Genomic DNA, 26,185 nt, shown 5'->3' with positions numbered 1-26,185 from the left:
GCGGTATGACACAAATACCCATAATTCTATTGGCCGCTGGGCAATCCAGCCGCATGAGCGGCCAGGACAAGCTGTTGCAGATCATCGACGGCCAACCCTTGCTACGTCGCGCGGCATTGATTGCCGGGCTAGCGGCACCAGTCATCGTTGCATTGCCCTCCGCCCCGCATCTCCGATACCAAGCCCTTGATGGATTGAATCTGCATCAGGTCGAAATTCCGGATGCCCAAGAAGGTATGAATGCCAGCCTGCGCGGCGCACTTGCGCACGTGTCTCCCGAAGCGACCGGCGCAATGATCTTGCTGGCAGATTTGCCGGACATCACAACCGAAGATTTGCTTGCAATGCTATCCGCGGTCCAGGCCCACCCGGACAACCTGATATGGCGCGGCGCCACAGAGGACGGCAAACCAGGTCATCCGGTCATATTTGATCGCAGCCTGTTTGATCAGCTCAGCCGTCTGACAGGAGACGAAGGTGCGCAATCCGTGGTGCGCGCGCATGCGGACAAGGTGCATCTGCACGCCCTGCCCGCCCAACACGCATTGCTGGATTTGGACACGCCCGCGGATTGGGCGACATGGCGCGCAAAGCGGACCATCTAAAATCGACAGGTCTGAAAGTAAATCGGCCCGGTCGATAACGACCGGGCCGGTACCCAAAACAGGACTACCACTTTTCATCAATCCCGGAAACGCGGCCAATAATGTCTGTCGACACTCTGGCTATTCCGCCGCCGAACCTAAACAAGACCCCCTCGTTAACATGCCGCTCAGCGTTTCCAGTGACTGTGACAAGCCTTGGGCACCCCCTAGTGCCTTTGGCTCCCCCTCGCTTGGGCACATTCATCGTCACCCATCCGTTGGATTCAAACAACGTAAAATTGGAAAGAACGGTTAATTTTGCCGATATCAGGATGGTTTTTCCGCAACATTTAATAACGGCGAATCAACCTTAAGATGAGTGCCATTTTTGCCCGAAACACCACATTTCACCATTAAGCATAAACCTAATGTGCTATCTGGTCTAAATGTTATAAATTGTTTTCGATAACCGCATTAACACTTGCAGGTCGACACAACCAAGACGGTATCACCTGAAAATCGGAGTTTGCGACGGCTGACTTGTTAACGATTTTGATTCAATTCAACCTTTTTCGAGCTTTGGCGTCCAAACCGGCAACAATCCACCGATTCGTACTCAGTGATTCGCACAAATCCTCCGACTCCAGTCCTCGAACGTCGCGATAGAACCGCGAGTTTGTGGCAAAATTAAGATATCTTAACAATTCGCTCAGGAAACACACAGATTGAAGGCGCATCTCCTGTTTCAACGCGCGGCCGCACCCGCGTGAAATAAACAGGAGAAAAAAAATGAGCATCCGCAAATCCTCACTTCTTTTGCCCGGGACAGCCAGTTGGGTTGGCGCTGGCGCACTGAGCGCCGCATTGCTGGCGACCACCGCCCTGCCCTCGATGGCCGACGAAGCACTGGCCGATCTTGTTGAAAATGTATCGCCCTCGGTCGTCACCATCATCGCCGAACAAGGTGCTACACCGGTTCCCACGCAGGGACAGGAGTTTGACTTTGACCAACACCCGTTCGGAGAATTTTTCAAACGCTTCGGCGCGCCCGAAGGGTTTAACGCCCCGCAGCGTGGACCGGTACAAGGTCTGGGTTCGGGTTTCGTTTTGGATGAAGCGGGTTACATCGTTACCAATCACCATGTCGTAGACAATGCCGAGTCCGTAACGGTTCGCATGTCGGACGACCGTACGTTTGACGCCGAGGTAATTGGCACCGACCCGCTGACCGACATCGCAGTTCTGAAGATCGACGCAGATGAAACCCTGCAGGCGGTTGAACTGGGTGACAGCGACGGCATCCGCGTGGGCGAAGACGTCGTAGCCATCGGCAACCCGTTCGGGCTGCATTCAACCGTGACGACCGGTATCGTATCGGCCAAAGGGCGCAACATATCGCAAGGACCATATGCTGAGTTCATTCAGACCGACGCAGCCATCAACAAAGGCAACTCGGGTGGCCCGCTGTTCAACATGGAAGGTGAAGTCGTCGGCGTAAATTCGGCGATCTACTCGCCCACCGGTGGCTCAGTGGGTCTGGGGTTTGCGGTGACATCGAACATTGTGGAACACATCGCGGCCGACCTGCGCGATGACGGCCAGGTCAGCCGGGGTTGGCTGGGTGTGTCGATCCAGAATGTCAGCCCCGAGCTTGCGGCAGCCATGGGCATCGATAGCTCAATCGGCGCGCTGGTTGCGGACGTTGTTGCCGACAGCCCGGCCGAGGGCGTTCTGCAACAGGGTGATGTCATTCTGACCTTCAACGATGAAGTGGTCGATTCCAGCAGCGATCTTCCGGTCCTTGTCGGCACCACCAAAGTGGGCACTGACAGCGTTCTGACCGTTCTGCGCGATGGCAAGGAACAACAGATCGAGTTGACCGTCGGCCAGCATCAAAGCGCATCGGCCCAGATTGATAAGTCAGTGGACGAAACCGTCTCTGGCACTGCTTTGGGCGTAACAATTGCACCGCTGACCGACACCAACCGCGCCGAGATGGGTGTGGCTGAAAATGTCGATGGTGTGATCGTCACTGACCTGAAACCCGATAGCCCGGCAGCCAAAGCCGGTCTGCAACGGGGCGATGTGATCGTGAAACTGGGCGGCCAGGAAACCGCAACACCGGACGCGTTGAAGGCCGCTCTGGACAGCGAAAAAACCGACCCCGCGCTTGTTCTTATCAATCGCGGTGGAAACCAGATCTTTGTAGCGGTGGAAATCGCCTGATCTGACACCAGCGCGCGCCACGTGATGGGGAAATCTGGCGGGCGCCTCCTCGGTGGTTTGAATTGTCCGCAAACCTCCGGGACTGCCGGGTGCGATACACCGCACCCGGCAGATTGATTAGCCAACCCATGTGCTTTGCCCAAAAATTGTGTTTAAATCCCGGTAGAAAGGAACTCGCATCATGAGCCGTCGCTTGCTGATCGTCGAAGATGATGAAGACACACGAGAGTTCATCGCCAAGGGATTTGGCGAAGAAGGTTATGTCATCGAGCAGGCCGAGGACGGCCGTGAAGGTTTGTATCATGCCACCGACGGCGGATTTGACGCGGTCGTTCTGGACCGCATGTTGCCGGGTTTGGATGGCCTGTCGCTGATCAAATCGATGCGCGCGGCGGGCGTTAAAACGCCGGTTCTGATGCTAACCGCTATGAGCGCCGTTGATGAACGTGTCAAAGGGCTGCGTGCCGGTGCGGATGACTATCTGGTCAAACCGTTCTCGTTCCAGGAATTGCACGCCCGGATCGAGGCCCTTCTGCGCCGACCGCAAGAGGCCGAGGAAAGCCCGACCCTGAATTGCCGCGACCTTGAGATGGACCTGCTGACCCGCAAGGTCACCCGCAACGGGCGCGAGATCACCCTCACCCCGCGTGAGTTTCAGATCCTCGAGTTTTTCCTGCGCCGGAAGAACCGCGTGGTATCGCGCACCATGCTGCTTGAGGGGGTTTGGGACTATCACTTCGACCCCAATACCAATGTGGTCGATGTCCATATCTCGAAACTGCGGCGTCAACTGGACGAAGGCGGCGAGCCGCCGTTGATTGAAACCGTCCGGGGCGCCGGTTACATGATATCTGATGGATAACCTGCGACTTTCCTTCAACAATTCACGCACACGCCTCGTACTGGCCAGCATGGTCCTCAGTACGTTACTGACCGCGACCGTGCTGGCGTTGGTCTATGTAACGGCGAACCGCAGCATCGAAAGCGAGACACGCTCGGTCGTGTCGGCAGAGCTGACAGGGTTAGCAGATGAATACGAACGCCGAGGCCTGATCGGGTTGATGCGGGCGATTGAGCGGCGTCTTCCAACCGCCGCAGACCGCGATGCGTTGTATCTTCTGACCGATCGCTTTGGCGTCAATCTGGCTGGCAACCTCAAACAATGGCCCGAGAATATCGCAGCCGGCAGCGGCTGGGTCGATCTGGAACTGCGCCGGGCCGAAAATGATGAATTGGTGCCCGTCTCGGCCGCCTCGGTTCGCCTGCCCGGCGGTGAACGCCTGCTGGTAGGACGCGACGCACTGGCGCGGCAGCAATTCGACCGGGTTCTGCTGCGGTCGGTCGGCATCGCGCTGGCAATTGCCCTGGCGCTGAGTGTACTCACCGGTTGGCTATTCACCCGCCTGGTCTTTTCTCGCTTGTCCGATATCGCCAACACGGCAGAGAACATCGTATCGGGCGACCTAACCCGGCGCATGCCCCTGCGCGGCACTGGGGACGAATTCGATCAGGTATCCGGGACGCTCAACACCATGCTGGACCGGATTGAGGAACTGGTTAGCAATCTACGTACAACGTCAAACTCAATCGCCCACGATCTGCGCTCGCCCCTGTCGCGGTTGAAGCAACGAGTTGAAACGCTGTCTGACCCTTCGAAAACGGATCAAGAGCGCGAGATTGATATCGCGCGGGCCAGTGTGGAAATCGACCATGTGTTGCGAGTATTGGGGCAACTGACCGAAATCTCACGCGCCGAAGCTGGTGTTGGTCGGGAACAATTCGAACCGGTCGATCTGCAGCAACTGGTGGCGGATGTAGTGGAGCTTTACGATCCCGTGGCAGTCGATCAGGGTATCCAGCTTGAGGTCACGGGCACAGCAGCGCCAATACCGGGGCATCGCCCGCTGTTGTCCCAGGCCCTTTCGAACCTGCTGGAAAACGCGATGCGCTATGCGCCGCAGGACACCACTGTCACGATCCACCTGTCCGAAGATGGTGCCTATTCAAATCTGAGCGTTCGCGATCGTGGTCCCGGCGTTCCGCAAGAAGACCTGCCGCGCCTGCAAATGCCGTTTGTCACACTGGACCCGGCCCGAACCGAGCGGAATGCCGGTCTGGGCCTGGCCCTTGTCGCTGCGATTTCCCACATGCATGGCGGCGCGTTTGAAGCCAGCAATTGCAATCCGGGGCTTGAAGCGAAAATCAAATTGGCGCGCAAACCCTAAGTGGGTACGCCGTTGATTGCCATTGTCTTGTTTTTATAGCGTTTATCAGCAGTAACATCCTCACCGAACCAATCCGGCGGAGTGTAGGCCATAGCCTCGACTTCGGTCTCAAATTCCACCTCGACCAACTGCAGCGGGGCCAGATCGCCCTGAAACACGTCCAACTCGAACGCGCGCCCGTCGGACAACTGGCCTGTGAAACGTTCCTTTTCCACCCGGCGCCCATCAGTTTCCGGCCAGAATGTTTCGAATTGCTCGGCCGTAATTTCAGCCTCACGCTCGACCCGCACCATCGAGCCGCCACCTTTGAGGGTTAGGAAGAACCGGTCATTCTTTTGACGCAGGCGCAGTTCGGTGGAATCGTCGGGCGCTGTCAAATATCCCTGCCGCACGACAGCTTTCTCTGCGCCGCTGAGGTCCGGCAGGTCCGCGACCAAAAACTTGCGTTCAATTTCCATGCTCATTTGCTTGAAATCACTCCGTTTTCCAATTCATCGAACAACGACTGATAGGCAGAGCTGGCGTCACTGCGACCAGCAAAGATACTGACCGGGGCGCGGTTTTGGCCCATACGTTCGATATTGGCGGCAAAAGGTATTTCGGTTTGCAGGAACCGTTTTTTGTACTGTTTACGCATCTTCTCCATCGTTTCCAGATGCAAGATTTTGCGCCGCTGCACCATCGAAAAGAACGCCCTAATCTTTTTCTTGGGCAGCTTCTGTTGGTCAAAGAAGGCCACCAACTGCGCAAGCGTTCGCTCGGACAAAGTGGTCGGAATGACCGGCACCACGATCTGATCCGCCGCCTTAAAAACGTTCTCGGACAGAGTCGAAAAATTCGGGGGGCAATCCAGAATGATCACGTCGTAGTCACTGCCGGCGGCGGCCAGAGCCTTTTTCAACCGGGATCGCTTGTTTCGCATACGCGATAGGAACACGTCAAAGTCGCGGAAGGTCAGGTTCGCTGGCAACACGTCCAGCCCTTCGAAATCACTGGCCTTGATAGATTTGGTGAACCGGGAAACATCCCCGAAAAACCGCGCGTCGGTCAACTTTTTTGAAGGTTTTACCCGAAAATAGAACCCCGCCGCACCCTGCGGATCAAGGTCGCACAACAACACGGTGTACCCTGCTTGCGCATAGGCATAGGCCAAGTTTACCGAGGTTGCGGTTTTACCCACACCGCCCTTGTTGCTGTAGCAGGCAATGATCTTCACCAGTCAATCCTCCTTTTGGCGAAACAGGGCTCGGAACAGGTTCTGAATCTCGGGGCTATCGAAATGCTGAAAATTGGCAATCACGTGGTCGCGCTCAGCTTTTTGGCGCTGATCGAGTACGGCGATCAGCCCTCCGGCGGCCATGGCAAGCGGCGCACTTGTCCGATTTCGGGCATCACTTTGAGTGGAAACAAAATTAAGCAGCGCCTCTTGTTGCACCGAATAGTCATTGAACAAACCCAAATTATCTTGCATTTTTTTCAATGGCTTAATGAGCATTTTGAAATTACTCTTGTCGAACAAAGGCGCAAAGAACTCCATCAGATAGCGCAACTTCTTGCAATCTATCCGCAGTTTATGCACCGCCTCGTCTGGAGTTTTCGGGGTAATCCCACGGGCAAGCTTGCATACTTTTCGGTAGCGTTTCCAGATCAACGAACGGGCATAGTCATAAGCTCTGAGCTCGGCGTTGGGTCCGGGTTCCAACCGTTTAGTATCAGCAAACAGTGCTAGAAGTTGCTTCATCTGTCTGCCATAGGCGGCACTGCGCAAACGCCGACTCAGCACAGCAAGTTCGCGGTTACGCTCTTGTTCAAACTTCGCGAACATCGCCTCGATACCGAGATGAAGGTTAGGCGGTATCAAGTTGAAATAAATATCTTTTTCCAAAAGATAGACATCCAAATCCCGCACCCGCCCGGTAGACGCCATCAGGTCCGAGAATTCGCGTTTTAGTGCGCTTGTCTGCTGTGGCGAAAACACGCCTTTGAACAGGCTTAGTACGGACCGCACGCGCCTGAGCGAGACGCGATAATCATGCAGAAATTCCGTGTCTATATCCGCGACAATTCCCGCCTCGTTCTTGCGCGCGACCTCCAGATAGGTGCGGATGATATCCACCGCCACTTCGATCGAGGGTTCCTGTTTGCCCAACTCGATATCGGGTTTGGCATTGTAGGCAGGGAAATCTGCAAAAAGGCCTTGCATGACCACCTCTGCACCTGACGCGCCAGCCGCCAATTCCCCTAGCGCCAAACAGACCTTTTGAAAGGCGCGTTTATAGCCGCGCATGGGCTGAACGGTCAGGATCGTCACCTGCCCGTGGTGTGTGCCCAAAGTCAGGGCGTGACCGCGAACTTGAGTCTTTTGCAGGTCATCCAATACGGCAAAGGTGCTGCTTTTGATGGTGCCAGAGCCGATACACATAAGCGCGCGCAACTTTGGGAAATCTTTCAACGCCGCGCGGACAGGTCCATCCGGCAGGTCCTGTACGAACATGCCTGTGCCGCAGCCATCTTGAAACAGAAAGTCCCTGTCGTTCAGCAGCTGCAACGAGCCGCCTGTTTCGATCAATAACCGCCCTTTAGCCCGTAGCGACTGATCATGGCTGTCTAGCAGGTCAAAGGAGCGGGCAGCGGAAGGCGGTTCAAACGCGATCGTCAACCCCTTAACTAATCCTGAGAATTCGTCCTGGTCGAACTTGCCTGAAAGGACGAACACCCTGCGTTTCCGCCCCATCACCCGCGCCTCGTTTTCAAGGCATCAAGGCTTCGTAGTGCCGTGCCATCGAACTGCCAGCGCGGGTTCTTGCCGTGTCTCTTAGCGGTCTCCCGGTTCTTGAACATCGGCACCCTCATGACAGCATGGTGCCATGAAATCGCATACTATTCCGTCTGGCAAGCTTGATGTCTTACTGACCGTGCGTCAGGTCGACAGCCCCTAAACACCCCGCTAAAAGTAGCGCATGTCCGACCCTATCTCCTCAATCCGCAACCTCGGCCCGGCTTACGAACAAGCCTGCGCCCGTGCAGGTATTCATTCGGCACGGGAATTGCGCGAATTAGGTCCCGATAAAGCCTACTCCCGGCTTTTGCAGACAGGAACCAAGCCGCATTTCATCGGCTATTACGTGATGGTCATGGGGTTGCAGGGCCGCCCGTGGAACGATTGCAAGGGCGATGAGAAAAAGGCCCTGCGGCAGCGGTTCGATGCCATTAAGGCCAGCGTCACCGCGATGCCTGAAACCCAGATGATCTCGGATCTGGATGCAATCGGTGTGCGGGTGTCTGCCGACGACCTCAAGCCGAAATAAAAAGAGCCGCACCCGTAAACTGGCGCGGCTCAAGAATCCGATCTGACAGCGGCTTAGCCGACCAGTTCGATGCCCGAGAAGAAGTAAGCGATTTCAACCGCTGCAGTTTCGGGGGCGTCCGAACCGTGGACCGAGTTTTCACCAACCGATTCAGCAAACTCGGCGCGGATGGTGCCGGGGGCTGCGTCTGCAGGGTTGGTTGCGCCCATGACTTCGCGGTTCTTTGCAATGGCGCCTTCGCCTTCCAGAACCTGAACAACAACCGGAGCCGACGACATGAATTCGCACAGTTCGTCATAGAACGGACGCTCGGCATGCACGTCATAGAACTTGCCAGCCTGAGCTTTGGTCATGTGGATGCGCTTTTGCGCAACGATGCGCAGGCCGGCTTCTTCGAACTTGGCGTTGATCTTGCCAGTCAGGTTGCGGCGGGTTGCATCAGGTTTGATGATCGAGAATGTGCGTTCCAGTGCCATGTCGGCCTCTCCTTAACATAAGGCGCGGGGTCGCGCCGAAATCCATCGCGCGCCGCGTAGCACGGTCTGTCTGATATGAAAAGGACTATGATGCGCAGCGGCTCAGATCGTCTCGGGCAGTGGGTCCTGACGGTCAACCCAGCGCACATAAACCACGGCCAACAGTCCGGCAAAGCTGCATGCCCACATCATACCCAAAACCAGAAACGGCCCGTTGTCGGGGCTGACCCATAACCCGGTCAGCGAGGTCAGTACCGCCCCAAGCGCCACGATCATCGCACCTGACAAGCCAGCGGCGCTGCCTGCCAGTTTGGGCCGGACAGACATCAGCCCGGCCGAGGCATTGGCGTTGGTCAATCCGTTGCCAAAGCCAACAAAAATAGCCGACCCGAAGAACACCCAGACCGAGCCCAGATCCGCAAGAAACAGAAGAAGACCCAAAAGCGGCCCGGTTGACGCGACCATGCGTCCGATCAGGATCATGGTTGTCAGTGGTGTTCTGGCGGCGATCCGACCCGTGATGAAATTCCCCACCATGAAGCCACCGGTGATGATGCCGATCCCCAATCCCAACATCGCGGGGCTTAGATCGAACCAAGCAGCGGCGACAAGGGGCGCGCCGGTGATGAAACTGTAGAACCCGCCGATCGAAAACGATGCACACAAGGCATAACCCCAGAACCGGCGAGCACGAAAAAGGTGGGGGTATTCACGCAACTGCGCCGCGAAGGTTGAAGAACGGTTGGTATTGGTCTCACCCATATCGACCCACAGCAACAGCAGCATCCCCGCCCCTAAGCCGGAGTACAGAACAAAGCCTGCCCGCCAGCCGAACAGGCCGTCCAGCGCACCGCCTAGCATTGGCCCAAGCATCGGGGCCAGCGCCATCGCCATGGCCACATAGCCCAGTTTGCTGGCGGCCTCGTTCGGCGGGTATATGTCCCGGATTGCGGCGCTCGACAGCACAGGCCCGGCAACCACAGCCGCCTGCAACAGACGAAAGCCCAGAAAGGCCCAGATTGATTCAGCTAAAACGCAACCAACCGAGGCCACAACAAAGACCGACATACAGATCAGCAAAACGGGCCTGCGACCAAATCGGTCGGACAGCGGCCCCATGATCAGTTGCAATACTGCAGACACCGCCAGATATCCGGCCACCGACAGGTTCACCAATGCATAGTCGACCTGAAAATCCTCGGCCATTCGGGCCAGCGACGGCAGGAACATATTCAACGTCAGCACGGAAATCGCCGTGGCGAACACCAAAGTGACCAGAGAGGGAGGCGAAGAAGCCGCGCGCATGTTAAAACCGTCAAAATCCAACCGGACCAGCGCTAGCACATAGGCTGACCGATGAACATGCCAACCCGCTGGCGGCGTCTGACATGCTCTGTTATGAGCGGCTCATGTTACGGATCGAAGACATCACCTATGCGGTCGAAGGCCGCCCCCTTTTTGACGGTGCCAGCGCCACCATTCCCGATGGCCACAAGGTTGGTCTGGTGGGGCGTAACGGCACTGGCAAGACCACTCTGTTCCGCCTGATCCGGGGCGAGTTGGCGCTGGAATCGGGCAATATCGTATTGCCGAAACGCGCACGGATCGGCGGCGTGGCGCAAGAGGTCCCCTCGTCCGACGTGTCGCTGATCAACACGGTACTGGCCGCCGACACCGAACGCAGCGCCCTAATGGCCGAGGCCGACAGCGCCGAAGACCCCGCACGCATTGCCGAGATTCAAACCCGGCTGGCGGATATCGACGCGTGGTCTGCCGAATCCCGCGCGGCCTCGATCCTCAAGGGTCTGGGATTCGATGACGGAGATCAATTGCGCCCCTGTTCCGATTTCTCGGGCGGTTGGCGGATGCGTGTGGCACTGGCGGCGGTGTTGTTTTCGCAGCCCGACCTATTGCTGCTAGACGAACCGACCAACTATCTGGACCTCGAAGGCGCACTGTGGCTGGAAAGCTATCTGGCGAAATATCCGCATACGGTGATCATCATCAGCCACGACCGCGGGTTGCTGAACCGTGCGGTGGGCTCGATCCTGCATCTGGAAGACCGCAAACTGACCTACTACGCGGTGCCTTATGACAAATTCGCTGAACGCCGGGCGGAGCGACTGGCCCAGGCGGAATCTGAGAACGCCAAGGCCAAGGCCCGCATCGCTCACCTGCAAAGCTTCGTGGACAGGTTTCGGTACAAAGCATCCAAAGCCGTTCAGGCCCAGTCCCGCCTGAAGATGATTGAACGCATCCAGCTGGTCTCGACCCCACAAGAGGCCGCTTTGCGGGCGTTTTCCTTCCCCGAGCCCGAAGAGTTGTCCCCCCCGATCATCCAGATCGAAGGCGGTGTGACTGGCTATGGCGAAACCGAAGTATTGCGCCGTCTGAACTTGCGCATTGATCAGGACGACCGCATCGCGTTGTTAGGTAAAAACGGTCAGGGTAAATCGACGCTATCCAAGCTGCTATCCGACCGCCTGCCCCTGATGGCGGGGAAGATGACCCGCAGTAACAAACTCCGCATCGGGTATTTCGCACAGCATCAGGTGGATGAGCTGCACGTGGACGAAACGCCGCTGGACCACCTGCGCCGTCTGCGCCCAGATGAGGCACCGGGCAAATGGCGATCACGTCTGGCCGGGTTCGGGCTGAACGCGGATCAGGCGGAAACGCTGGTTGGGCGCCTTTCGGGCGGTCAAAAGGCCCGCTTGTCGCTGCTGATCGCAACCATCGACGCGCCTCATATGCTAATCCTGGACGAACCGACCAACCACCTGGATATCGAAAGCCGCGAGGCGCTGGTCGAGGCGCTGACTGAATACTCCGGCGCAGTCGTTCTGGTCAGCCACGATATGCACCTGCTGTCACTGGTTGCTGACCGACTTTGGCTGGTCTCGGACGGAACGGTCAAACCCTTTGACGGAGACCTTGAGGCTTATCGCGCCATGCTGCTGGCCCGTGACAAACCGGTCAAAGAGAAACCCAAGGCAGCGAAACCCAAACGCCCTTCGCGTGATACGATGCAGGCCCTGCGCGCCGATCTGCGCAAATGCGAGGACCGGATTGAAAAGCTGACGGACATGCATGAGAAACTGTCCGCAAAACTAGCAGATCCAGCATTGTACGAAGACGACCGCATCAACGATCTGGAAACCTGGAATCGGAAATTTGCCGAAGTGGTTGAAGCCATGAAAAAGGCCGAGACTTTGTGGGTGGCAGCCGCCGAACGACTTGAACAGGCAGAAACAGCAGCATGATAGACAGCGCATTCCTTATCACCGCATTCACGACGCTTTTCGTGGTCCTCGACCCGCCGGCCCAAACGCCTATCTTTGTGGCGTTGACCCAGGGCATGGACTGGCACACCCGTCGCTCAATCGCGATCCGGGCCTGTCTGACAGCAGGTGTGATTTTGGCCGCCTTCGCTGCCTTCGGTGAGGCCCTTCTGGGGTTTGTAGGCATCTCGATGGAAGCGTTTCGCGTCGCAGGGGGCGTTCTGTTGTTTCTGACCGCGCTCGACATGCTGTTTGAACGCCGCACCAAACGTCGGGAAAACAGTGCCGAGGAAGAGGAACATCCGGATCCATCGGTATTTCCGCTGGGTATTCCACTGATCGCTGGCCCCGGCTCGATTGCGACAATGATCCTGCTGGCAGGTCAGCAGCCCGGTATTCAGGGCTTGGCCGTGGTCGTCGGAGTAATGCTGGTCGTGTTGGCAATGGTCTTTGTGATGTATCTGACATCTGGGGCGGTGGCACGTGTATTGGGCAAAACCGGGCTGAATGTGTTGACCCGGCTGCTGGGCATGCTGCTGGCGGCGCTGTCGGTTCAGTTTATTTTGGACGGGCTCAAGGCCTTTGGTTTTACGTCGTAAATCCCCATATAGATTAAAGTAAGCGTGGTAAGGGGTACGGCATGGACGGCGACAGCATTGGACGTTTGGTGTATCTGGCCGTGCTTGGTGCGGCGGTGGTGGCGTGGTTCGTCTCGCAGAACCGTCAGTCTCTGAACAAGACTATGCAACAGGCGATGGCCTGGGTGTTCATTTTCGTCGGTGCCATTGCCGTTGTCGGACTGTGGGAAGACATCCGATCAACCGTTGGCCCTGCCCCGCAGATGACTGTCACTGGCGAAACGATCGCGGTGCCTCGGGCACGTGACGGCCATTATTACCTGCCCGTTGTGGTGAACGGAGAGCCGATAACCTTTCTTGTCGACACCGGTGCCAGCCAGATCGTGCTGAGCGATCAGGACGCCCGACGCATTGGTATTGACCCTGACCAACTGAACTATCTCGGCCGTGCCTCGACCGCGAATGGAGAGGTCCGCACCGCACCCGTTCGGCTGGATAGCCTTGAGCTGGGGCCGATCACCGATCACAACGTCTCGGCCTGGGTCAACGAAGGCGATTTGCGCCAATCGCTACTGGGCATGGATTATCTGCATCGCTTTTCGAATATCCAGTTCGCGGATGGCCGTCTGATCCTGTCTCGTTAAAGGGTCTGCGGCGGCATTTCCGAATTGAGAACAAAATAAGAACATGCTAGGCTGCGGGCATGTCTACAAACCTTCTTGGCCGCAAACCTGCGCGTGAGGCGCCGGGGCTGACCCTACACCCTCAGATCACTCTGCAGCTGGCCCGCGTGCATGAGGCCTGCGGCCCCGCCCGGCGCAGCTTTGCCATGTGGTTGGCCGGTCAGGCGCAGGGGCCGGTGCTGTGGATTTCCCCAGCGTGGGAGTCCGGCCAATTGAACCCGGACGGGATGATGCCCTTTGCCGATCCTGCCCGGTTCCTGTTCGTCCGCCCCACCCGCGCCGAAGACCTGCTGTGGTGCATGGAAGAGGCGCTGCGCAGCGGGGCCATTCCGCTGATCATCGGCGACCTGCCGGGCGCACCGGGGCTGACGCCGGTGCGGCGCATGCATCTGGCTGCTGAACAGGGTGGCACGATGGGGCGGGCGCCGCTGGGGCTGCTGCTGACGCCCGGCGACGGTGGCGCGCAGGGGGTCGAGACCCGCTGGCACATGGCCGCGAACCATCAGGGCGAGGCCCGCCGCTGGACCCTGACCCGCCGCCGCGCCCGCGCCCTGCCCCCCGTCAGCTGGCGCGCCACCCAGATCAAACCGCGCGCCGGGCTGAATCTGAACCGGACCGAAGCCGAAGATGTTTTGGTGTGACACATCACGCAGTTCACGCAACTTGTGACTGGCAAAAGCCGGACCCCCACCCTAGCGTGCCAGCATGAGCCATCCAATCCATGACAGTCGATATTCCTGGCTTCGCCTTCTGATCACGCTTGGCATCGCCATGGTCGCGAATGCCGGTATGTGGGCGGTGGTCGTGGTGATGCCCGCCATCGAGGTACAGTTCAACGCCGGAAGAGCCGAAGTGTCGATGCCCTACACGCTCGCCATGATCGGCTTTGCGTTGGGTAATATGTGGCTGGGGCAACTGGTGGATCGGCTGGGCGTGACCAAAGCGCTGATCGGGGCTTCTGTGCTAAGTGCAGTCAGCTATCTATTGGCGACATTGGCCCCGAACATGTTGATGCTCTCGGTGGCGCATCTATTGATGGGCTTGGGCGCATCCATCGGGTTTGGCCCCTTGATCGCGGACATTTCCCATTGGTTCATGCGGCGACGCGGGATCGCCGTCGCGCTGGTCGCCAGCGGAAACTACCTGTCTGGGGCCATCTGGCCCACCCTGCTGGCCGGAATTCTGGCCCGAGAAGGGTGGCAGCAAGTCTATCTGACATTGGCCATCGTGACACTGATCGTTGTTATACCTCTTTCCTTACTACTAGGCCGTAAGGTTCCGGACGAAGCCCACAGTACTGCAGCTGCTACTGCTCAAATTAATACGCGCAGCGTTGGAATACCTCCGCGCACCCTTCAATACATCCTGGGTCTGGCTGGGATCGGCTGTTGCGTAGCCATGTCCATGCCACAAGTTCATATCGTGTCCTATTGCGTCGGGCTGGGCTATGGCCCTGCGGTCGGGGCCGAGATGTTGTCACTAATGCTGTTGGGTGGTGTCCTCAGCCGGATCGTTTCGGGGTTGGTCGCCGACAAGTTGGGTGGGATCAGGACCTTGCTTATCGGTTCTACCCTGCAATGCATCGCCCTGTTTCTATTCCTGCCCTATGACGGGATGGTCTCGCTTTATGTCATCAGTATGCTGTTCGGGCTGGCGCAAGGTGGGATCGTGCCTAGCTATGCCTTAGTGGTGCGCGAATACATGCCCCCGAAAGAGGCCGGCGCACGGGTGGGGTTCGTCCTGATGATGACCATCATGGGTATGGCTTTGGGCGGGTGGTTGTCCGGGTGGATATACGACGTGACGGGAAGCTATCAGTTGGCCTTCGTTAACGGCCTTCTTTGGAACGGGTTGAACATCGCCATCCTGCTGGTGCTGCTGCACCGCTCGCGCCCTCGCGGGCACGGGGCGTTGGCATGAGCCTGCTGTCCCGGCGCATCGTTCTGGCCGGGATGGCCGCCTTGCCCATGGCGCGTCCAGCCCAAGCTGCGCTTACTCAATACGAGCTGCTGTCACAGGGCACATCCGTCGACTTTACCTTTGATCTGTCGGGCCTTGCACAATCCGGTACCATGCCAATCCAGTCGGCGGATATTCAGATCGACCTGAGCAATCTGATCAACAGCCGCGTCAGCGTGACCCTGAACGCGGCTGAAGCCCGCACCAGATTGCCCTTTGCCCGAACCGCAATGCTGAGCGCCGGGGTGCTGGACGTTGAGAACTTTCCAACCATTCACTTTACGTCAACCAAGGTGCAGCTTGGCGAAGGCGGTCGAATTTCACGCGGGGCAGAGATTACCGGAGACCTGACCCTGCGCGACGTCACCCGCCCGATCACCCTGCAAGCCAACCTTCACCGACCGCCCGGCAGCGCCGCAAACATCCTGGATATGCTCTCGATCCAATTGACCGGCTCGCTCAATCGCCATGACTTTGGGGCGTCCGGCTATGCTGATCTTGTACAGGACACCGTCGGGCTGGACATCCGGGCGGAAATCAAAAAGGCCGAATAGGCAAAAAACGACGCGCCCGCGTCGATTAGGCGCGCGCATCACCGGCAAATTCCGCCAAGGTGCCCCCATCATGCGTACGATCATTTCTTTTGCCGCCCTCTTTCTTTCAGTCATTCTGCTGCAACTTTCCACAGGTGGCGTCGGGCCGCTGGACGCCATCTCGGGCATTACACTGGAATTCACAACCGAGCAGATCGGTCTGCTGGGCTCGTCCCATTTCCTAGGCTTTTTCATTGGTTGCTGGTGGGCCCCGAGACTGATGGGGAATGTCGGCCACTCTCGCGCCTTCGCGGTCTGCACGGCTTTGGGCGCGATGGGGTTGATCGGGCACACCCTGACCGACAACCCCTATCTATGGGCCGCATTGCGGATCGCTTCGGGCACCTGTGTGGCGGGCTGCTATACCGTGATCGAGGCCTGGCTGAACGCCAAGGTCACCAACGAAACCCGTGGCCGGGCGATGGGGACCTATCGGTTCGTGGATATGGGGGCGTCACTGGGGGCACAGTTGATCATCGCCGTGCTGCCGCCCGCCTCATACGTGTCTTATAACCTGTTGGCGATTTTGTGCTGTGCCGCCCTGTTGCCGCTGACCCTGACCCGCGCCAGTCAGCCGATCACACCTAACGCCCCCCGCTTGCGGCCCAAACTGGCCTGGCGCAGTTCGCCCCTTGCTGTGGCAGGTGTGATTGTTGCGGCGCTCAGCTCAGCCTCGTTCCGAATGGTCGGTCCGGTTTATGGGCAAGAGGTCGGACTAGGCGTGGATCAGATCGCGTTCTTCCTGGCCTCATTTGTTCTGGGTGGGGCGCTGGCGCAATATCCGCTGGGATGGTTGGCCGACAAATTCGACCGGCGCTGGGTACTGATCTGGTTGTCTGGTGCTGCCGTGCTTAGCTGTGGCGTTACAATGGCCGCCAGCGGAACCGGCACCTTGGGCGTCATGCTGGCCGCTGCCATTTTTGGCCTGACAACTTTCCCGATCTTCTCGGTGTCATCGGCGCACGCAAATGACTTTGCTACCACCGAGGAACGGGTCGAATTATCAGCCGCGTTGATGTTCTGGTACGCGCTAGGGGCTATTGCGTCGCCCTACATTTCGTCCACCCTGATCCAGCAATTCGGTCCAAGTGCCCTGTTTGCTTTCGTGGCAGCCGGGCATCTGGTTTTGATCGTGTTTGGCCTGGCCCGGATGCGGTCTCGCCCAACACCGGACGAGCGGACCAACTATGTTTACGCCCCACGCACTTCGTTCACCATCGGGCGGTTGTTGAAAAAGTCGCGCGAAGATTAAAGGGCCGGGAAATCCCGGCCCCTTATTCGGTTATTGCTGTGTCGGCGGTGTTTCGTCTTCCACCACCTCGGCCACTTTGGCGGGTTCAACCGTCTGCTCCAGCGCGCCGTTCACCACGCCACCGACGCCTTGCTCCATCGACAAACCAAGTTCTTCACCCAGCTTCTTGAGCGCGGGCATCTGCACTGCCATACCCATGATCGAATCCAGCGCCTGATTGACCACCGGCTTGTCGCCATTTGCAGCCCCGCCTCCATTGGCAGCGCCGATGCCGCCGACCTGATGGATCTTGATCGAGTCGATCTTTTCAGCCGGCTTCACCATTTCCGAGATGATCGACGGCATGGTTTCGATCCGGGTCAGATCAACCTTCATGCGGATCTGTTCGGGCGACAGGGCATTGTCTGCCTCAACAATCGCGCGCTTACCTTCCGCTTCGGCCAGCATGTCGTTCTTCTTGGCCTCGGCGCGGATATTCAGCGCGTCCGCTTCGGCCTGCGCTTCTTCGCGGCGGGCTTCGGCGCGGTCGGCGGCGGCCTCTTTCTCCGCCTGTGCGGCCAATCGGATAGCGGTGGCCTGACGTTCGGCTTCACGCGTGGCTTCGATCAGTACGATCTGCTTCTGACGCTCGGCCTCGGCCACTTCGCGAGCAGTTGCCACGGCTTCGGTCGCCTTAGTCGCTTCAGCACGAGCCAAGTCAGCAGAGGCACGCGCGCGGCTTTCCTCTTCGGATTTCTGCGCGATGATGATCTGGCGTTCTTGCTCAGCCACTTCCAGTTCCCGCTCTTTCGCGATTTCGGCATCACGGATATTGCGCTCACGCTCGATCTCGGCGGCACGAATGGCTTCCTCACGGGCGATCCGGGCGCGTTCGGTTTCACGCACCGAATCTTCGGTTCGCGCCGCAATTTCAGCCTCTTGTGCCACGCGCAAGGTTTCCACCTTCTGCGTCTGCTCGATCCGCGCCTGCGCTTCATCCTGCTCGATCAGCAGCTTTTGACGTTCCGCTTCCATCGCGGCACGGCGAACCTCAACCTCAGCTTCAGCGTCGATCTGCGCGCGTTCTTTCTTGGACACGGCGATAACCTCGGCCAGTTTGCGCATACCTACCGCGTTAAACGCGTTGTTCTCGTCCAAGGCCTCAAACGGCGTCTGGTCCAGCGCGGTCAGCGAGACGGATTCCAGAGACAGACCGTTTTTCAACAAGTCCTCAGACACCGCATTCTGCACCTCTTGCACAAAGTCGGCGCGGTTTTCGTGCAGCCCGTCCATGGTCATTTGAGCGGCCACAGCACGCAGACCGTCGATCAGCTTACCTTCGATCATCTCGCGCAGTTGCTCGACGTCAAAAGTGCGACCACCAAGTGTTTGAGCCGCGCGCGAAATACCTTCTTCGGTGGCCATGACCGAGACGTAGAATTCCACGCCAACGTCCACACGCATCCGGTCCTTGGTGATCAGAGCAGCCTCGCCGCTGCGCTGCACTTCAAGGCGCAAGGTCTTCATGTTGACCGGGCTGACCTCGTGCAGCAGCGGTACGATGATGACCCCGCCATCCATGATGACTTTCTTGCCACCTGCCCCGGTTTTCACCAGACTGACCTCTCGGGTCGCGCGGCGATACAGACGGCCAAGCACAAGGCCGATGAACAAAACGACTGCTAATAAGGTCACAACTGTGACGGCCAGGAATGGTAGTTCCATGCTAAATCCTCCAGGTTGGGGTTTGAATTTTGTTAGTCTGACAAGCCGACCAGAACGAACCGGTCACGCCGTCGGTCACGCAAAACCAGCACTTCGGTGCCTTGTTTCAGCGCATCCTTGTCCTGCAGCGGTTCCGCGCGAAGGTAGTGAGAGTTTCCAAAACGGTCGGTGACGCGGACCTCAGCCGGACGCCCGCGCGAGGCCGTTCCTTGCGTGATCACGCCACGACGGCGTGCAAGCATTCGTTCCGACATCGCCTCGGTCTCGGTTTTCGGCAACAGGCGGGCAAAGACACCACCAAAGCCGCGCGCAAACCACAGGGCAAAGGCACCGGCCGGAAGTGCTGCCATCCAGCTTGGCAGGTCAAAGCCCAGCAGATCGCGCAGCGCCAATTGCAGGCCAATTCCCGACAGGCCGAATCCAGCCAGCAGAACCGCCAGCCATATCATGAATGGCACCTTGCCGATCCCAAGCCACGCCAACGGACCCGAAGGGGCTGCGCCCGGTGCGTCCGCCTCAACCTCGGCCAATTCGAATTCGCCCAGATCAACATCCGCGTCGACATCCAGGTCAAAATCACCAATGTCCAGATCGGGACCGTCAACCACATCCAGGTCAACCTCGGCCTCGCCTGCCAAAAGACTTCCGCCCAGAACCAATGCGATCAGTTCCAGCCCAAGAAGACCGAACAGAAGCGCAAGCGCCAGAGTAAAGGGCACAAACGCACCCTCAAGCAGAAAGTCGAACATCAGTAGACTGCCCTCATTTTGTGTATACTTTTGTATACATTAGATAGGTAGCGATAACACAAATTCAAGTAGCTGTGATTCCGCTATTCAACCTAGGGGTATTGTGGACCACCAGCCGGATGCAATCGTATTCCTCTGCTAGATGGATTTTCGGGGTTGTTGTTGTTTTAATTCGCCCCTGAGCAAAAGCCGGGCTTTTGCTGGCCTTCCACATAAGATAGACGGGCGCGCAGATAGATACGTGGAAACGCAAAATGGCTCGGATTCTCATCACCTCGGCGATCCCTTACATCAACGGGATCAAGCACCTCGGCAATCTGATCGGCTCGCAATTGCCTGCCGATCTGTACGCGCGTTATCAGCGTGGCCGGGGAAATGAGGTCATGTTCCTGTGCGCCACGGATGAACACGGCACCCCCGCCGAACTGGCCGCCGCCAAGGCGGGTAAACCAGTGGCCGAATATTGCGCCGAGATGTATGGCGTTCAGGCCGACATCGCCAACCGCTTTGGTCTGAGCTTTGATCACTTTGGTCGTTCGTCCAGCGATCAGAACAAGAAGCTGACCCAGCATTTTGCAGGTAAGCTGGACGACGCCGGACTGATCCGTGAAGTGACGGAAAAGCAGGTCTATTCCAACGCCGATGGCCGCTTTCTGCCCGACCGTTATATCGAGGGCACCTGCCCCAATTGCGGCTATGAGCGCGCGCGCGGCGACCAGTGTGAAAACTGCACCAAGCAGCTGGACCCGACCGACCTGATTGAGCCACGCAGCGCGATCAGCGGTTCGACTGATTTGGAGGTGCGCGAAACCAAGCACCTGTATCTGCGTCAGTCGGCCATGAAGGATCAACTGGACGCCTGGATTGACAGCAAGACCGACTGGCCGATCCTGACGACCTCCATCGCAAAGAAGTGGTTGCACGATGGCGACGGTCTGCAAGATCGCGGCATCACCCGTGATCTGGATTGGGGCGTACCGGTCAAGAAAGGTGATCAGGACTGGCCGGGGATGGAGGGTAAAGTCTTCTATGTCTGGTTCGACGCGCCCATCGAATACATCGCCTGCGCCAAAGAATGGGCCGATGCAAACGGCAAAGCCGACGCCGATTGGCAGCGCTGGTGGCGCACCGACAAGGGCGCGGATGACGTACGCTATGTGCAGTTCATGGGCAAGGACAACGTGCCCTTTCATACGCTGTCCTTCCCGGCCACCATTCTGGGGTCGGGTGAGCCGTGGAAGATGGTCGACCACCTGAAATCGTTCAACTACCTGAACTATGACGGCGGCCAGTTCTCGACCTCTCAGGGCCGCGGCGTCTTCATGGATCAGGCGCTTGAGATTCTGCCCGCTGATTACTGGCGCTGGTGGCTGCTGAGCCATGCGCCCGAAAGCAGCGACAGCGAGTTCACGTGGGAGAACTTCCAGCAATCTGTGAACAAAGACCTTGCGGATGTTCTGGGCAACTTTGTCAGCCGGATCACCAAATTCTGCCGGTCTAAATTCTCTGAGGCCGTGCCCGAGGGCGGTAGTTTTGGTGAACGTGAAAAGACCCTGATTGACGATCTCACAAAACGCGTTCGGGCCTATGAAGGACATATGGAGGCGATGGAGGTTCGCAAATCCGCGCAGGAATTGCGGGCGATTTGGGTCGCGGGCAACGAATATCTGCAGGCCGCTGCCCCTTGGTCAACCTTCAAAGAAGATCCGGAACAGGCCGCAGCTCAGGTACGTCTGGGCTTGAACCTGATCCGCCTGTATGCCGTTCTCAGCGCCCCTTTCATCCCCGAAACCTCGGCCCGGATGCTGAGCGCGATGAATACTCTGGACACCAGCTGGCCCGACGATATCGCGGCTGCGCTGAACGCACTGCCCGCTGGGCATGCCTTTACGGTACCAGACGTGCTGTTCGCCAAAATCACTGACGAACAGCGTGAAGATTGGGAAAACCGGTTCGCCGGCGCGCGCGAATGATCCGATGCAACATCTGAATTTGGAAACGGGGGCCAAACGGTCCCCGTTTTCGGTTGCCTCACCGGAATCCAGCCATACGACCGCAGGCACGTTGGCCTAAGTCAGCCTGTTAACGAGAAAATTCCTGCAGGTCTCCGCCCGTTCATCGCATTCAAGAAGCTTGAGATATAATCCTAAAACGGTCATCCTGACCTGAATTCAGTCGACTCGCCGGGGCGACCAACCTGCCCGGGCGCAAAATCCTTATAATGAACGAGGCGCCTGCCATGTCCCTTGCATTGAAGAACTTGAATATCCGTCACAGCGGACCGGTCCAGGCCTTTGCTGTCTTGGTTTGTCTGGGCATGGCACACACAGCCACAGCACAAGACCAAAGCGACGCCCCGCCGCCCAAAGTTTCGATCGCGGCTGCGTATACTGAGGAAATCACCGAAGAGGCCAGCTTTATCGGCCGCGCCGAGGCCCTGAACAAGGCCGACATCGTGGCGCGCGTCAGCGGGTTTCTGGAAAGTCAGAATGTCGAAGACGGCGCGCTGGTGAAACAGGGCGATTTGCTGTTCACCATTGAGCCCGACCTTTATGAAGCGACGGTAGAAGCACGCAACGCCGACCTGGACAAGGCCGAGGCCAATCTGGAACTTGCCAAGGTCGAGCTGGCCCGTAAACAAGAGCTGTACGAACGAGACGCCACCCCTGAATCCGAACGCGATATCGCACGCGCAAATGAACTGGTGGCCGAAGCACAAGTCAAAGCTGCCAAAGCCGCGATCCAGCAGGCCGAACTTGATCTGAGCTACACCAAAATCCACGCCCCGTTTGACGGGCGCATTGGTCGGGTTGCAATCAGCGTCGGTGACGTGGTCGGTCCGAACAACCCGCCGCTGGTCAATATCGTCAGCGAGGCGCCGATCTATGTGAATTTTTCACTGAATGAAAAGCAGTTTACTTCGGTTCTTGAAACCGTGGGTGAGAACCCTGCATCCCTGAGCGAAAGCGACAAAAGCCCGAATGTTCATATAGATCTGCCAAACGGCTCAGAACTGGATGAAACGGGCAAAATCGTGTTTGTCGACAACCGGATCGACCCTCTGACCGGTGCCATTACGATGCGTGCCGAATTCTCGAACGCCGACCGGTTGATCGTGGACGGTGCATTTCTGAACGTGCGGATCGAGGCCCTGCAACCTACGCTTGAGGTTCTGGTGCCACAGGCCGCACTGCAACGTGATCAAAGGGGTGAATTCGTACTGGTCGTCAATGACCAGCAAATGGTTGAACAGCGTTACATCACCACCGGCGACAACGAAGGCACGGCAGTGATTGTCAAAGACGGTCTGCGCGAAGGCGAAAGCGTCATTGTTGAGGGCCTGCAAAGGGTTCGTCCCGGGGTTGCCGTCGATGCCGTCGTGGCATCTGAGCAGCCGGGAGAGTAACAGATGTTCTCAGCCCTGTTCATCAGCCGGCCCAAGCTGGCGCTTGTTATTTCGCTTGTCCTGACCATCATGGGTGCCATCGGCTATCTGGTTCTGCCAGTGGCCCAGTTCCCCGACATCACGCCACCGGTGGTCAGCGTAACGACCACCTATACCGGTGCCAACGCCGAGACCGTTGAAAACACTGTTGCCGCGCCCATTGAGGCGCAGGTGAACGGTGTGGATGACATGATCTACATGACGTCCACCTCGGCCGATAACGGCTCGTATTCATTGAATGTCACCTTCGAGGTCGGCACCGATCCCGATATCGCCTCGGTGAACGTGCAAAACCGCGTGGCACAAGCGATGTCCTCGCTACCGGCCGAAGTGACATCTTCGGGCGTGGTGACGCAGAAGGCGTCCACCAACATGCTGCTACTGGTGACGCTGACCTCGCCCGAGGGAACGTATGACAGCGTGTTTCTGTCGAATTATGCCTCGATCAACCTGAAAGACGCACTGGCGCGCGTTCAGGGCGTTGGTAAGGCGGACGTTCTGACCAATCTGGAATACGCCATGCGGATCTGGATGGACCCGGATCAAATGGCCGCGTTGTCCATTACTCCGGGCGACGTGATCAACGCTATCCGCGAGCAGAACGTCGAAGTATCGGCAGGTTCGATCGGTGCGCCTCCGGTGCCCGAGGGGCAGACATTTCAGTACACGATCAAGACCAAGGGCCGCCTGACCTCGGCCGAGGAATTCGGCGAAATTGTCATCCGCACCGGCGATGCAGGATCTATCGTGCGGGTCAAAGATATCGCACGGGTGGAACTGGGTGCAGAATACTATGCGGCGTCCGGCTATTTCGATAGCGTTCCGGCTACCGTCATTGGTATATATCAGGCCCCTGGCGCAAACGCGCTGGCGGTTTCTGAACGTGTCGAGGCCGAGTTGCAGCGGCTGTCTCGCAGCTTCCCCAACGATGTGGAATATGACGTTCCCTTCAACACCACCGACTTTGTCGAGCAATCACTGAACGACGTGGTGACGACCCTGATCTTGACGTTCACGTTGGTAATCTCTGTTGTGTTTGTCTTTCTGGGCAGTTGGCGGGCGACGATCATCCCGGCTGTTGCGATCCCGGTCTCTCTGATCGGTACGTTCGCGTTTTTGCTGCTGTTCGGAATGTCACTGAATACGATCTCCCTGTTTGCGTTGGTTCTGGCCATCGGCATCGTGGTGGATGACGCGATTGTTGTGGTTGAAAACGTCGAACGGATCATCGCGGACGAAGGATTGCCCCCAGCAGAAGCAACCCGAAAGGCCATGGGACAGATCACCGGCCCAGTTATTGCTACCACGCTGGTTCTGCTGGCCGTGTTCGTACCGGTGACTTTCATGCCCGGTATCTCGGGGCGGCTGTATTCACAGTTTGCGGTAACCATCTCAACCGCCGTTGTGATTTCCTCAATCAACGCGCTGACCCTGTCGCCAGCCTTGTGCGGCCTTGTTCTGAAGGCGCGTTCGGGGCCACCCAAGGGGTTGCTGGCCGTGTTTGAACGCTTCATCGGCACAATCCGCAGCGGCTATGTCGCCATCGTGCGCAAACTGTTGATCCTGCCGGTCGTCGGTCTGGGCGTTATCGTTGCGCTGGCGATGGGCACCGGGACCATCATGTCCAACACATCCAGCGGCTTCCTGCCGCTTGAGGATAACGGTTACCTGTTCGTCGACATTCAGCTGCCAGACGCGGCAACGCTGGAACGGACCGAGATCGTCTCGGCTCGTGTGGATGATCAGATTCAGCAGATCCCTGGCGTTTCAAGTACCGTTCTGATCAACGGATTTTCGATCCTGAATGGCACCACCACAAATGGCGCGGCGATCTTTGTGAACCTCGAAAACTGGGATGATCGTCAGGACGATGACCTGAGTGCGGATGCTATTCTGCAAAAGGTTCTGGCGATTGCGTATGGGGAATCCGCCGCCTCGATCGTGGCCTTTAACCCGCCGCCTATTCAGGGCCTTGGCAATTCGGCCGGTGTCGAGATGGAGGTGCAACAAACCGGGGGCGGAACACCGCAGGATCTGGCCTCAGCCGTGGGGTCGTTCGTATACGCGGCGAACCAGCGGCCCGAAATCGGGCAGTCCTATACGACCTTCCGCGCAAACGTGCCGCAGTTGTTCGTCGATCTGGACCGCGAAAAAGCCAAAACACTGCAAGTGTCCGTGGCCGAAGTGTTCCAGACCATGCAGGCGCAGTTGGGGTCGTACTACGTCAACGACTTCAACCTGTTCGGACGGGTGTATCGCGTGATGATCCAGGCCGATGGCAGCTATCGCGACAATGTCGAAGATATCTCGAACCTTTATGTCCGCTCGGAACAAGGTGAGATGGTGCCACTGGGTACGCTGATCGACGTGGAAAACGTGCTGGGACCAGTGCTGCTTAAGCGGCACAACCTGTTCCGGTCGGCGACCGTTACAGCTGTACCAGCGCCGGGCTTGTCCACTGGCGATGCTATCAACGTGATGACCGAGGAATCAGCGACCGCCCTGCCCCCGGGATACGCGTTCGAATGGACTGGTACGGCGCAGCAGCAGTTGGCCTCGGGCAGTCTGGTGATTGTGATCCTGGGGCTGGCGATCTTGTTTGGCTATCTGTTCCTTGTGGGGCAATACGAAAGCTGGTCGATGCCGGTGTCGATTCTGCTGTCGGTGATTGTGGCCCTGTTCGGGGCGGTGGCCGCCGTGGCCATCGTGGGCAGTGATATCAACCTCTACACACAGATCGGGATGATCATGCTTGTGGGGTTGGCATCGAAAAACGGCATTCTGATCGTTGAGTTCGCGATGGAGCAACGGGCAAATGGCCTTTCGATCCGGGATGCCGCCGCCGAGGCAGCCTATCAGCGTTTTCGCGCGGTGATGATGACCGCCCTGTCCTTCCTGCTAGGCGTTGTACCGCTGCTAGCAGCGAGTGGCGCGGGTGCGGCCAGCCAGAAAGCGATCGGTGTTGCCGTCTTTGGCGGGATGCTTGCAGCCACGCTGGTTGGTGTCATTCTGGTGCCGGTTCTCTATGCCCTGATGCAGAGTCTCAGGGAATGGATCAAGGGCACCAAGAACGACCCCGGTCCCTCGGAAGAAACAGCGTAATAATAAATGCCCCGCCAAAT

At 58.0% G+C, this 26,185-nt stretch carries 22 protein-coding genes; 15 read left to right on the top strand and 7 right to left on the bottom strand.

Annotation, left to right across the window (positions count from 1 at the left end; genetic code table 11):
- The first annotated feature begins 5 nt into the window (after positions 1-5).
- The 4 genes from ACR3EP_RS03735 to ACR3EP_RS03720 all read left to right on the top strand — a co-directional run bounded on the left by ACR3EP_RS03735 (position 6) and on the right by ACR3EP_RS03720 (position 5,035).
- Positions 6-605 (top strand): nucleotidyltransferase family protein, encoded by a 600-nt coding sequence (locus ACR3EP_RS03735; protein WP_480636390.1) that lies wholly within the window; start codon positions 6-8, stop codon positions 603-605.
- Positions 606-1,373: 768 nt separating this feature from the next.
- Complete coding sequence (locus ACR3EP_RS03730) at positions 1,374-2,810, top strand: DegQ family serine endoprotease (RefSeq protein ID WP_480636389.1); 1,437 nt, start codon at positions 1,374-1,376, stop codon at positions 2,808-2,810.
- A gap of 181 nt (positions 2,811-2,991) precedes the next feature.
- Entirely contained in the window at positions 2,992-3,672 is a 681-nt protein-coding gene (locus tag ACR3EP_RS03725) for a response regulator transcription factor (protein WP_170348457.1), read from the top strand.
- Positions 3,665-5,035, top strand: a complete 1,371-nt coding sequence (locus ACR3EP_RS03720) for a sensor histidine kinase (protein ID WP_170358095.1) — start codon at positions 3,665-3,667, stop codon at positions 5,033-5,035. Before ACR3EP_RS03725 ends, ACR3EP_RS03720 begins: the two co-directional genes overlap by 8 nt.
- Here ACR3EP_RS03720 and ACR3EP_RS03715 read toward each other — a convergent pair.
- Genes ACR3EP_RS03715 through ACR3EP_RS03705 form a run of 3 tightly spaced genes read right to left on the bottom strand, consistent with a single transcriptional unit; the run spans position 5,032 to position 7,751 of the window.
- On the bottom strand, positions 5,032-5,493 hold the full coding sequence (locus ACR3EP_RS03715; protein WP_254440476.1) for a CYTH domain-containing protein: 462 nt from the start codon (positions 5,491-5,493) through the stop codon (positions 5,032-5,034). The two genes, ACR3EP_RS03720 and ACR3EP_RS03715, sit on opposite strands and share 4 nt — an antisense overlap.
- A gap of 2 nt (positions 5,494-5,495) precedes the next feature.
- A complete protein-coding gene (locus tag ACR3EP_RS03710; RefSeq protein WP_480636386.1) occupies positions 5,496-6,251 on the bottom strand; it encodes a ParA family protein in 756 nt (251 codons plus the stop codon).
- Positions 6,252-6,254: 3 nt separating this feature from the next.
- Positions 6,255-7,751, bottom strand: a complete 1,497-nt coding sequence (locus tag ACR3EP_RS03705; RefSeq protein WP_480636384.1) for a CHAD domain-containing protein — start codon at positions 7,749-7,751, stop codon at positions 6,255-6,257.
- 244 nt (positions 7,752-7,995) lie between these two features.
- On the opposite strand from ACR3EP_RS03705, the gene ACR3EP_RS03700 reads away from it, so the two are divergent.
- On the top strand, positions 7,996-8,343 hold the full coding sequence (locus ACR3EP_RS03700; RefSeq protein WP_480636383.1) for a TfoX/Sxy family protein: 348 nt from the start codon (positions 7,996-7,998) through the stop codon (positions 8,341-8,343).
- A gap of 53 nt (positions 8,344-8,396) precedes the next feature.
- Here the strand turns inward: ACR3EP_RS03700 and ndk are convergent, their stop codons facing one another.
- The gene (gene ndk, locus ACR3EP_RS03695) at positions 8,397-8,819 is read right to left on the bottom strand and encodes a nucleoside-diphosphate kinase (protein ID WP_008757405.1); all 423 of its coding nucleotides are present in this window, start codon (positions 8,817-8,819) and stop codon (positions 8,397-8,399) included.
- 102 nt (positions 8,820-8,921) lie between these two features.
- A complete protein-coding gene (locus ACR3EP_RS03690; RefSeq protein WP_480638992.1) occupies positions 8,922-10,124 on the bottom strand; it encodes a multidrug effflux MFS transporter in 1,203 nt (400 codons plus the stop codon).
- 104 nt (positions 10,125-10,228) lie between these two features.
- Between ACR3EP_RS03690 and ACR3EP_RS03685 the strand changes: the two genes are divergently transcribed.
- From ACR3EP_RS03685 to ACR3EP_RS03655, 7 genes are all read left to right on the top strand, one after another.
- A complete protein-coding gene (locus ACR3EP_RS03685; protein WP_170393739.1) occupies positions 10,229-12,082 on the top strand; it encodes an ABC-F family ATP-binding cassette domain-containing protein in 1,854 nt (617 codons plus the stop codon).
- Positions 12,079-12,699 carry a MarC family protein gene (locus tag ACR3EP_RS03680; protein WP_480636381.1) on the top strand — a complete coding sequence of 207 codons (621 nt, stop codon included), beginning with the start codon at positions 12,079-12,081 and terminating at the stop codon, positions 12,697-12,699. Before ACR3EP_RS03685 ends, ACR3EP_RS03680 begins: the two co-directional genes overlap by 4 nt.
- 41 nt (positions 12,700-12,740) lie before the next feature.
- Entirely contained in the window at positions 12,741-13,322 is a 582-nt protein-coding gene (locus ACR3EP_RS03675) for a retropepsin-like aspartic protease family protein (RefSeq protein ID WP_170348448.1), read from the top strand.
- 59 nt (positions 13,323-13,381) lie between these two features.
- Positions 13,382-14,002 carry an ImuA family protein gene (locus ACR3EP_RS03670; RefSeq protein ID WP_170409530.1) on the top strand — a complete coding sequence of 207 codons (621 nt, stop codon included), beginning with the start codon at positions 13,382-13,384 and terminating at the stop codon, positions 14,000-14,002.
- A gap of 64 nt (positions 14,003-14,066) precedes the next feature.
- Positions 14,067-15,281 carry an MFS transporter gene (locus ACR3EP_RS03665; protein WP_480636379.1) on the top strand — a complete coding sequence of 405 codons (1,215 nt, stop codon included), beginning with the start codon at positions 14,067-14,069 and terminating at the stop codon, positions 15,279-15,281.
- A complete protein-coding gene (locus ACR3EP_RS03660) occupies positions 15,278-15,874 on the top strand; it encodes a YceI family protein (RefSeq protein WP_480636378.1) in 597 nt (198 codons plus the stop codon). The genes ACR3EP_RS03665 and ACR3EP_RS03660 overlap by 4 nt, the downstream gene beginning before the upstream one ends.
- A 70-nt stretch (positions 15,875-15,944) precedes the next feature.
- Positions 15,945-17,165 carry an MFS transporter gene (locus ACR3EP_RS03655; protein ID WP_170348444.1) on the top strand — a complete coding sequence of 407 codons (1,221 nt, stop codon included), beginning with the start codon at positions 15,945-15,947 and terminating at the stop codon, positions 17,163-17,165.
- Between the two features lie 30 nt (positions 17,166-17,195).
- On the opposite strand, the gene ACR3EP_RS03650 is transcribed toward ACR3EP_RS03655, so the two are convergent.
- Both ACR3EP_RS03650 and ACR3EP_RS03645 read right to left on the bottom strand, forming a co-directional pair.
- Positions 17,196-18,869, bottom strand: coding sequence for a flotillin family protein (locus ACR3EP_RS03650; protein ID WP_170358079.1), 1,674 nt, complete (start codon positions 18,867-18,869; stop codon positions 17,196-17,198).
- Positions 18,870-18,901: 32 nt separating this feature from the next.
- Positions 18,902-19,618, bottom strand: a complete 717-nt coding sequence (locus ACR3EP_RS03645; RefSeq protein ID WP_170358077.1) for an OB-fold-containig protein — start codon at positions 19,616-19,618, stop codon at positions 18,902-18,904.
- A gap of 254 nt (positions 19,619-19,872) precedes the next feature.
- Here ACR3EP_RS03645 and metG point away from each other — a divergent pair, with 254 nt between their 5' ends.
- The 3 genes from metG to ACR3EP_RS03630 all read left to right on the top strand — a co-directional run bounded on the left by metG (position 19,873) and on the right by ACR3EP_RS03630 (position 26,165).
- Positions 19,873-21,591 (top strand): methionine--tRNA ligase, encoded by a 1,719-nt coding sequence (metG, locus tag ACR3EP_RS03640; RefSeq protein ID WP_170409518.1) that lies wholly within the window; start codon positions 19,873-19,875, stop codon positions 21,589-21,591.
- 266 nt (positions 21,592-21,857) lie between these two features.
- The gene (locus ACR3EP_RS03635) at positions 21,858-23,024 is read left to right on the top strand and encodes an efflux RND transporter periplasmic adaptor subunit (RefSeq protein ID WP_170358073.1); all 1,167 of its coding nucleotides are present in this window, start codon (positions 21,858-21,860) and stop codon (positions 23,022-23,024) included.
- 3 nt (positions 23,025-23,027) lie between these two features.
- Positions 23,028-26,165 (top strand): efflux RND transporter permease subunit, encoded by a 3,138-nt coding sequence (locus ACR3EP_RS03630; RefSeq protein ID WP_480636375.1) that lies wholly within the window; start codon positions 23,028-23,030, stop codon positions 26,163-26,165.
- Positions 26,166-26,185 lie beyond the last annotated feature (20 nt).

The organism is Ruegeria sp. BB10 (genome assembly GCF_056535725.1).
This window is presented reverse-complemented; position numbering and strand designations above follow the sequence as displayed.

Excerpts from the sequence above, each read along its gene's own strand:
- ACR3EP_RS03680 (WP_480636381.1), top strand. The coding sequence starts at position 12,079 with ATGATAGACAGCGCATTCCTTATCACCGCATTCACGACGCTTTTCGTG.
- metG (WP_170409518.1), top strand. The coding sequence starts at position 19,873 with ATGGCTCGGATTCTCATCACCTCGGCGATCCCTTACATCAACGGGATC.
- ACR3EP_RS03735 (WP_480636390.1), top strand. The coding sequence starts at position 6 with ATGACACAAATACCCATAATTCTATTGGCCGCTGGGCAATCCAGCCGC.
- ACR3EP_RS03720 (WP_170358095.1), top strand. The coding sequence starts at position 3,665 with ATGGATAACCTGCGACTTTCCTTCAACAATTCACGCACACGCCTCGTA.
- ACR3EP_RS03690 (WP_480638992.1), bottom strand. The coding sequence starts at position 10,124 with ATGCGCGCGGCTTCTTCGCCTCCCTCTCTGGTCACTTTGGTGTTCGCC.
- ACR3EP_RS03660 (WP_480636378.1), top strand. The coding sequence starts at position 15,278 with ATGAGCCTGCTGTCCCGGCGCATCGTTCTGGCCGGGATGGCCGCCTTG.
- ACR3EP_RS03730 (WP_480636389.1), top strand. The coding sequence starts at position 1,374 with ATGAGCATCCGCAAATCCTCACTTCTTTTGCCCGGGACAGCCAGTTGG.
- ACR3EP_RS03650 (WP_170358079.1), bottom strand. The coding sequence starts at position 18,869 with ATGGAACTACCATTCCTGGCCGTCACAGTTGTGACCTTATTAGCAGTC.
- ndk (WP_008757405.1), bottom strand. The coding sequence starts at position 8,819 with ATGGCACTGGAACGCACATTCTCGATCATCAAACCTGATGCAACCCGC.
- ACR3EP_RS03675 (WP_170348448.1), top strand. The coding sequence starts at position 12,741 with ATGGACGGCGACAGCATTGGACGTTTGGTGTATCTGGCCGTGCTTGGT.
- ACR3EP_RS03685 (WP_170393739.1), top strand. The coding sequence starts at position 10,229 with ATGTTACGGATCGAAGACATCACCTATGCGGTCGAAGGCCGCCCCCTT.
- ACR3EP_RS03725 (WP_170348457.1), top strand. The coding sequence starts at position 2,992 with ATGAGCCGTCGCTTGCTGATCGTCGAAGATGATGAAGACACACGAGAG.
- ACR3EP_RS03645 (WP_170358077.1), bottom strand. The coding sequence starts at position 19,618 with ATGTTCGACTTTCTGCTTGAGGGTGCGTTTGTGCCCTTTACTCTGGCG.
- ACR3EP_RS03670 (WP_170409530.1), top strand. The coding sequence starts at position 13,382 with ATGTCTACAAACCTTCTTGGCCGCAAACCTGCGCGTGAGGCGCCGGGG.
- ACR3EP_RS03635 (WP_170358073.1), top strand. The coding sequence starts at position 21,858 with ATGTCCCTTGCATTGAAGAACTTGAATATCCGTCACAGCGGACCGGTC.
- ACR3EP_RS03665 (WP_480636379.1), top strand. The coding sequence starts at position 14,067 with ATGAGCCATCCAATCCATGACAGTCGATATTCCTGGCTTCGCCTTCTG.
- ACR3EP_RS03700 (WP_480636383.1), top strand. The coding sequence starts at position 7,996 with ATGTCCGACCCTATCTCCTCAATCCGCAACCTCGGCCCGGCTTACGAA.
- ACR3EP_RS03715 (WP_254440476.1), bottom strand. The coding sequence starts at position 5,493 with ATGGAAATTGAACGCAAGTTTTTGGTCGCGGACCTGCCGGACCTCAGC.
- ACR3EP_RS03630 (WP_480636375.1), top strand. The coding sequence starts at position 23,028 with ATGTTCTCAGCCCTGTTCATCAGCCGGCCCAAGCTGGCGCTTGTTATT.
- ACR3EP_RS03655 (WP_170348444.1), top strand. The coding sequence starts at position 15,945 with ATGCGTACGATCATTTCTTTTGCCGCCCTCTTTCTTTCAGTCATTCTG.